Genomic DNA, 6,321 nt, shown 5'->3' with positions numbered 1-6,321 from the left:
GACCCGTTGGGGGGGATAATCCCCCCCAAACCCCCGTATACCTGAACAGATACCGCCTTTCAATATGTTGCCTCTAAAGTATCAAAAAAAGGAAATGTTCTGTCCTTTGCCGTTTTCTGTTGACTGGAATCGAAGGAAGTGATCTATCCCGCCGCAGGAGTTGCTCTTTTCGCTACTTCAAGGCGTTCATGGTGTGCGATGCAGACATTCTGGGTTTTGTTTTGCCCGGAACGTCTGCTGCGAACATGCAAATCGCGCCACAGCATGCTGGCAACAGGCACCGGGAGGGACATCATGTCGCGTCGGTTGATGGTCACGCCCTGGCGCTGCGTGGCAGCCGAGCCACCCCGGCGTTTTTCCATCCAGCGCCGCAGTCCCAGCTCCCAGAGGGTCAGGGCCTGAAGCGCCGTGCTTTTGCCGCTGTTGTTGGGGCCGATCAGCACGACGCAGGCATCCAAATCGATCTCCGCCTCTTCAAACCGCTTGAAGTTTCGCATGATCAACTTGGTCAGCATTTCAGACTCCTCGTTGGGGAAAGGCTCTGAAAACGACTGGCGGGGGGGCGGGCGACGACCCGCCCCCCGAAAGGGCTACTGCACGGGAATCGGCTTGTTGCCGGTCGCGGGGGGGGCTTCCGGGGCGGGTTGGGCTTCGCCTTTGGCGGGAACGGGGGTGGCCTCGGCGGCGGGCTTCGCCGTGCCGTCGGCGGGAGCGGCGGCGGCCGGGGCTTCCATCACCGAGGTCGTGGGGGCCTTGGCGTTGGAGTAGAAGGCCAGGGAGAGGCTGGTCAACATGAAGGCGGTAGCCAAGCCGGCCGTCACCTTGCCCAGAAAGCTCCCGGAGCCCCGAGCGCCGAAAAGGCTTTGCGATGTGCCGCCGAAGGCCGCGCCCATGTCCGCCCCACTGCCCTTCTGCAGCAGTACCACGGAGATCAACAGAACCGAAACCAGTACATGCACCACTGCCAAAATCAACGTCATGAAACAACACTCCTACCGGATCAGGACCGGTTCCTTGGGATTGGAAACGGCATCGATGATGGCCAGAAATTCCGCCGCCTTCAGCGAGGCGCCGCCGACGAGACCGCCGTCCACGTCGGGTTGGGCGAAGATGGCGGCGGCGTTTTGCGGTTTCAGGGAGCCGCCGTAGAGAATGCGCATGCGACCGCCCAGCTCCTCGCCCAGAGTGTCGGAGAGGCGTTGCCGCAGAAAGCGATGCACCTCCTGAACCTGCTCCGGGGTGGCGTTGTGGCCCGTACCGATGGCCCAGACGGGTTCATAGGCCAGCACCATCTGCTGCCTGGCGGGTTGCGGGCCTTCCGGAATGGCGGTCAACAGGGCTTGCAACTGGGCGTCCACCACGTCGAGGGTGCGTCCCTCCTCCCGGTCGGCCAGATTCTCCCCCAGACAGGCGATGGGAATGAGCCCGTCGCGAAAAGCGGCTTCCAGTTTCCGGGCGATCAGAGCGTCGCTCTCGCCGAAATGGATGCGTCGCTCGGAGTGTCCCAGGATGACATAGCGGCACCCGACGTTGCGCAACATCAGACCGCAAATCTCTCCCGTGAAGGCTCCGCCGGGTTCCGGGGACATGTTCTGCGCCCCCAGTTTCAGGGAAGAGGAAGAGGGGGCGTGCAGGGCGTACAGGGCGGTGAACGGGGGACACAGCACCACTTCACAGAGCAGTTGCCGGTTTTCGCGCTCCATCAGGCCTTCGAGGATCTCCTGGGCAAGCTCCTGCGCGGTCTCGATGAGACCGTTCATCTTCCAATTGCCCACCACCATAGCCCGGCGTTTCATGACCGACCGATCCTCCCCAAGGGAGCCAGAGACACTTGTCGCCTCGGAGTCCGTTGGCATGGACCCCAACCTTTGCATTTTAGGTGGAAAACGGGGTCAGTCAATGATGAATTGGCCAAAAATCGCTCAGTGTGCGTCGAATCCCGGCAGGGAAAACCAGAAGCGGCTGCCCTGCCCCGGTTTGGAATCCACGCCGATCTGCCCGCCGTGGGCTTCGACGATTTCCCGGCAGACGGATAGCCCCAGTCCGGAGCCGCTCCCACCGATGCCGGGAACCCGGAAGAATTTGTCGAAGATGCGCTGCTGGAACTCCTCGGGAATTCCCGGACCCGAATCGCTGACCTCGACAAGGAGCCGGCTGCCCTCGCAACGCGCGCCGAGAGTCACCTGGCCGCCGCTGCCGGAGTAGCGCAGGGCGTTGGAAATCAGGTTGGTCAGCACCAGTCCGAGGCGCTCCCCGTCTGCCAGCACCTCTCCGGCGGGCAGGGCGGAGCGCTGCAGTATCAGCTCCATGCCCTGGTTGTGAGCCAGATCGGCAAGGCGTTGCCAGGCCACCTCCAGAAGCTCCCGGATGTTAACCGGCTCCCGTTTCATCAGCCATTTCCCCGACTCGATGCGAGAGATGTCGAGCAGATCGTCCACGATGGTTTGCAGTCGCTGGCAATCCTCGCCCGCGCCTTCCAGCAACTGGGTTTGGGTGTCGTTCAGTTCCCCCACCGAGCCGTGGTGACACAGGTGGATGGCCATGTGCAGGGAGGTCAGCGGGGTTCTCAATTCGTGGGCCACGGTGGCCACCAGGTCGTTGCGCAGCTCCATGAAGCGGCGCATGCGGGAGACATCCTGCAACACCAGCGTGGCGCCGGCCAGACCCTGATCACCCAGCAGCGGCACGGCGCGAATCAGGAACCAGGTGGTTCCGCTCTCCAACGGCAGAGGGATGGCCTCGTTGAAGCTGGTCGGCAGCCAGGCGCCTTTTCCGGAGAGGAGATGGGCCAGTACCTGGACCAGATATCCCGTCAGGGAACCGGGCCAGGCCATCTCGCGAACCGTGCGCCCCGGCTCGGGCAGGGTGCCGAAGAGTTCGCGTCCCACCCGATTGATGGCCAGCAACCTCCCCTCCCCGTCCACCACCAGAACCGGGTCCGGCAGGCTGTCGATGGTGGCGCGGGCGGTCTGCTGGGCCTGATGCAGCTCCTGGAGGGAGTCCTGACGCAGACGATGCAACTGGCTGCTCATCAGATTGAACTCCCGGGAGAGCAGACCGACCTCGTCGTTGCTGCCGACAGGCACCCGAACCGGATCCCCCTGCCCCACCCGCTGAACCGCCAGGGTCAGAATCGACAGCGGACGCAGCAGCCAGCGCACCAGCAACAGCGAGAGCAGCAGGGCCGAGAGAATGGCCAGAAAGGTGGAAACCGACATGAGGATTTCCAATCGTTCGGCCATGCGATGCACGTTGTCGCTCTTTTCGACCATGGCGTGGCGGTTCAGGGTGACCACCTCCTCCAGGAGTTGTTTGAGGGTGTCGAAACGGGCTTCCATCCGATCGAAGGCGCTGTTTTTTTCCGTACCCGGAGCAGCCTCCACAAAGCGGTCCAAATCGCTGAGGTAGTCGTTCCATGAGGTTCTGAGCCGGGCCAGCAGCTCCACCTCCCCCGACTCGGTGGGATGGTGGGCCACATCGGCCATTTCCCGGTCGAAGACCTCCTTCAGGGTCCGCTTTTGGCCGACCAGATCGATCTCCCTGCCGGTGAGACGCATCAACGAGGAGGCGTGAAGCCTTTCCACCACGTCATCCATCTCCTGCAGGGCGATGACATCGACGAAGTTGTCGTGCAGCAGACCGCTGGCGTACTGACCCAGGTGTCCGACGGTCATCATGCCCAGGAAACCGATGGCGAAGAGGGCCACGACCAGGGGCAACTGGCTGCCGATGAGTTTGGTCTGCAGTCTCATGGCGGCGGTTCCTGTGGGGAAAAGAGGTGCAGATGCAGTCCCTTGGCTTCCTGAACCAGTCGTTTGAGGTCTCCCGATCCGGACCACCAGCGATCCACCACCGGGCGGCAGAGGAGCAGGTGTCCCACCTCGTGGGAGTGGGCGAAGTCGAGCAGGGTGACCACCTCGTCCCGGCTTTCGAGGGTGACCAGTTCCGCCCCCATCTCACCGGCCAGGACGCGCTGTTCCCGAAGGGCCCGCTCCTCCGGGCCGGAGATCTCCCCGGCGTCTCCGGTCAGCAGATGCAGCCAGAACCAGGGTCGGTCCAGGCGGGAGGCCAGATGCCAGCCATGTTTCAGCAGCAGGGTGGAGGCGGGAAAATGGGCGCTGGTGCAGACCAGGATACGGTTGCCGACCACGGTTTGGTCCGGAATGAACAGGGGCGCGGGCGTGGCATGATTCTGCCGTTGGCGACTCAGATGGTCTGCGGCGTGGCGCATGGCCAGCAACCTCAAGGCCGAAAGATTCTCCTGTCGGGCGAAGAGAGCTCGTTCGAAGGAAGTAGGGTGCCATTCCCGGAAGAAGTCTTCCTGTCGCAACCGGTACCAGAGGATCGACTCGTCCAGGTCCGACAGATGGATGCGCTCCACCTGAACCATGAACGAGTCCGGCAGGGCATGTCGCGGCAGGGAACCCGCCAGGGGGCGAATCGCCTCCCCCAGACTGGCGATCTGGTAGATGTTGCAGGAGGTGAGGACGTCGATGCCGGCCTGCAGAATTTCCTGAATATCCTGATAGCGGAAGCGGTTGCCGAACAGCGGCGGATTGACGTGGCAGGCGTTATCGACGATCACCGACCGGGGCTTGCGCCGCAGAATGCCGTGGAGATCCAGTTCCGCGACGGAGACGTTGCGATGCGCCACCAGCAGGGGGGGGATTTGTTCGAGGCTGTCGGGACAGGGGGAGATGGGAAAGCCCGCCACGCAATCAATGCCCTGAGCCTTCAAATGGGCGGCCCGGGTCAGCATGGCTCCGGTTTTGCCCAGGCCCGGAGCGTATCCCAGAAAAAGGTGCAATCGCCCTGTAGGGCGTTTCACCTCTGCGAGCATCGCCTCGACGCCGGGCTGTGCCATGGCCATCTTCCTTTCCACGGGGGCGGATCAGCTCGCCTCCCCCTGATAGCGTTTGCGTTTGCGCCACAAGGTCGAGACATCGAGACCGAGTATGGCGGCGGCCTCCTCCAAGGTCTGGCTGCTGGCGATGACCCGCAAAATGTGCTCCCGTTCGATGCTTTCCAGGGTGTGCAACCCGCCCAACTGGGGCATGGCGATATGGCTCAGTTCGGCGATTCGGGAGGGGAAGGCCTCCGGTTCGATGAGGGGGGATGGCCAGATGATGGCGGCTCGTTCCATGACGTTTTTCAGTTCGCGGATGTTGCCGGGCCAGGCATAAGCCAGCAGGGCGTTTTCGGCGGGAGGGGAGAGTTCCGGCGTGGGCCGGCCTTCGGAGCGGGCGAAGAATTCCAGGAAGCGGTAGGCCAGTGGCAGGATATCCTCCCGGCGCTGCCGCAGAGGCGGCACCACGATTTCGATGACGTTGATGCGGAAAAAGAGGTCCTCCCGAAACCGCCCCTGGGTGATATCCTCCTCCAGATTGCGGTTGGTTGCGGCGATGAGTCGGACATTGGCTTTGCGGGTGCGATTCTCGCCGACTCTCTCAAACTCTTTATCCTGCAAAAAGCGCAACAATTTTGCTTGAAGGGATGTTGGGATTTCTCCCAGTTCATCGAGGAAGACGGTGCCGCCTTCCGCCACCTCCACCCTCCCCTCCTGGTCCCGCACCGCCCCGGTGAAAGCGCCCCGCACATGACCGAAGAGTTCGCTGGCCAGCAGATCCGCCGACAGGGTGGGACAGTTGACCACCACGAAGGGATGGGCGGCGCGTTTGCTCCAGGAGTGGATGAAACGGGCCAACACCCCCTTGCCGGTGCCGTTTTCGCCACGTAGCAGAATGGCGGCATCGGATTGAGCCGCCCGTTGCGCCGTGACGAAGACCGGACGCATGACGGCGGACTGGGTGGACAGTTCCACTTCGGGAGAGGTCTCCCGCAGCATGGCTTCCAGTTCCTGAACCCGTTGTTCCAGCACCCGCCGCCGACTCAGTCGCTCCACGATGGCGCGGATTTGGGCCGGATTGAAGGGTTTGGGCAGGTAGTCCGCAGCCCCGCGTTTGATGGCGTCCACGGCGGTTTCGAAAGTGGCGTAGGCCGTGATGACCACGATGGAGAGCATGGGACGTTCCACGAGCAGACGCGGAATCAGGTCGAGCCCGTTGCCCGCTCCCAGGCGCAGATCGACAAAGGCCATATCGAAGTGGCTTTGCCGCGCAGCCAGCAGGGCAGTCTCCTCATTGGCCGCTTCCGCCACTTCGCAACCCATCTCCCTGAGACAAACGCCCAGGGTCAGACGGATGTTTTTTTCATCATCCACAATCAGTATCTTGGCCGGAATCTTCTCCAGCCTTGCTCCCTCTTGGGCCATGGTCCGTCTCCTTCCGTTTCATCCCCGTCCGGTTCGGATGCCACCGGGAA

Annotated in this window: 6 protein-coding genes; all 6 read right to left on the bottom strand. The window is 62.8% G+C overall.

Translation table 11 applies throughout. From position 1 onward, the window contains the following. Positions 1–143 precede the first annotated feature (143 nt). The 6 genes from HQL56_06315 to HQL56_06290 all read right to left on the bottom strand — a co-directional run bounded on the left by HQL56_06315 (position 144) and on the right by HQL56_06290 (position 6,271). Positions 144–515 (bottom strand): AAA family ATPase, encoded by a 372-nt coding sequence (locus HQL56_06315; protein MBF0309122.1) that lies wholly within the window; start codon positions 513–515, stop codon positions 144–146. A 75-nt stretch (positions 516–590) separates the two neighbouring features. Continuing rightward, positions 591–980 (bottom strand): preprotein translocase subunit SecG, encoded by a 390-nt coding sequence (gene secG / locus HQL56_06310; protein ID MBF0309121.1) that lies wholly within the window; start codon positions 978–980, stop codon positions 591–593. Between the two features lie 12 nt (positions 981–992). Further along, positions 993–1,796 carry a triose-phosphate isomerase gene (locus HQL56_06305; protein ID MBF0309120.1) on the bottom strand — a complete coding sequence of 268 codons (804 nt, stop codon included), beginning with the start codon at positions 1,794–1,796 and terminating at the stop codon, positions 993–995. Positions 1,797–1,922: 126 nt separating this feature from the next. Then, the gene (locus HQL56_06300) at positions 1,923–3,752 is read right to left on the bottom strand and encodes a HAMP domain-containing protein (protein ID MBF0309119.1); all 1,830 of its coding nucleotides are present in this window, start codon (positions 3,750–3,752) and stop codon (positions 1,923–1,925) included. After that, entirely contained in the window at positions 3,749–4,864 is a 1,116-nt protein-coding gene (locus tag HQL56_06295) for a hypothetical protein (protein MBF0309118.1), read from the bottom strand. Before HQL56_06295 ends, HQL56_06300 begins: the two co-directional genes overlap by 4 nt. 27 nt (positions 4,865–4,891) lie before the next feature. Then, a complete protein-coding gene (locus HQL56_06290; GenBank protein ID MBF0309117.1) occupies positions 4,892–6,271 on the bottom strand; it encodes a sigma-54-dependent Fis family transcriptional regulator in 1,380 nt (459 codons plus the stop codon). Positions 6,272–6,321 lie beyond the last annotated feature (50 nt).

It is taken from the genome of Magnetococcales bacterium (genome assembly GCA_015231925.1).
Classification (GTDB): Bacteria; Pseudomonadota; Magnetococcia; order Magnetococcales; family JADGAQ01; genus JADGAQ01.
The sequence above is the reverse complement of the archived record's forward strand: the minus strand, read 5'-3'. Positions and strand labels throughout refer to the sequence as shown.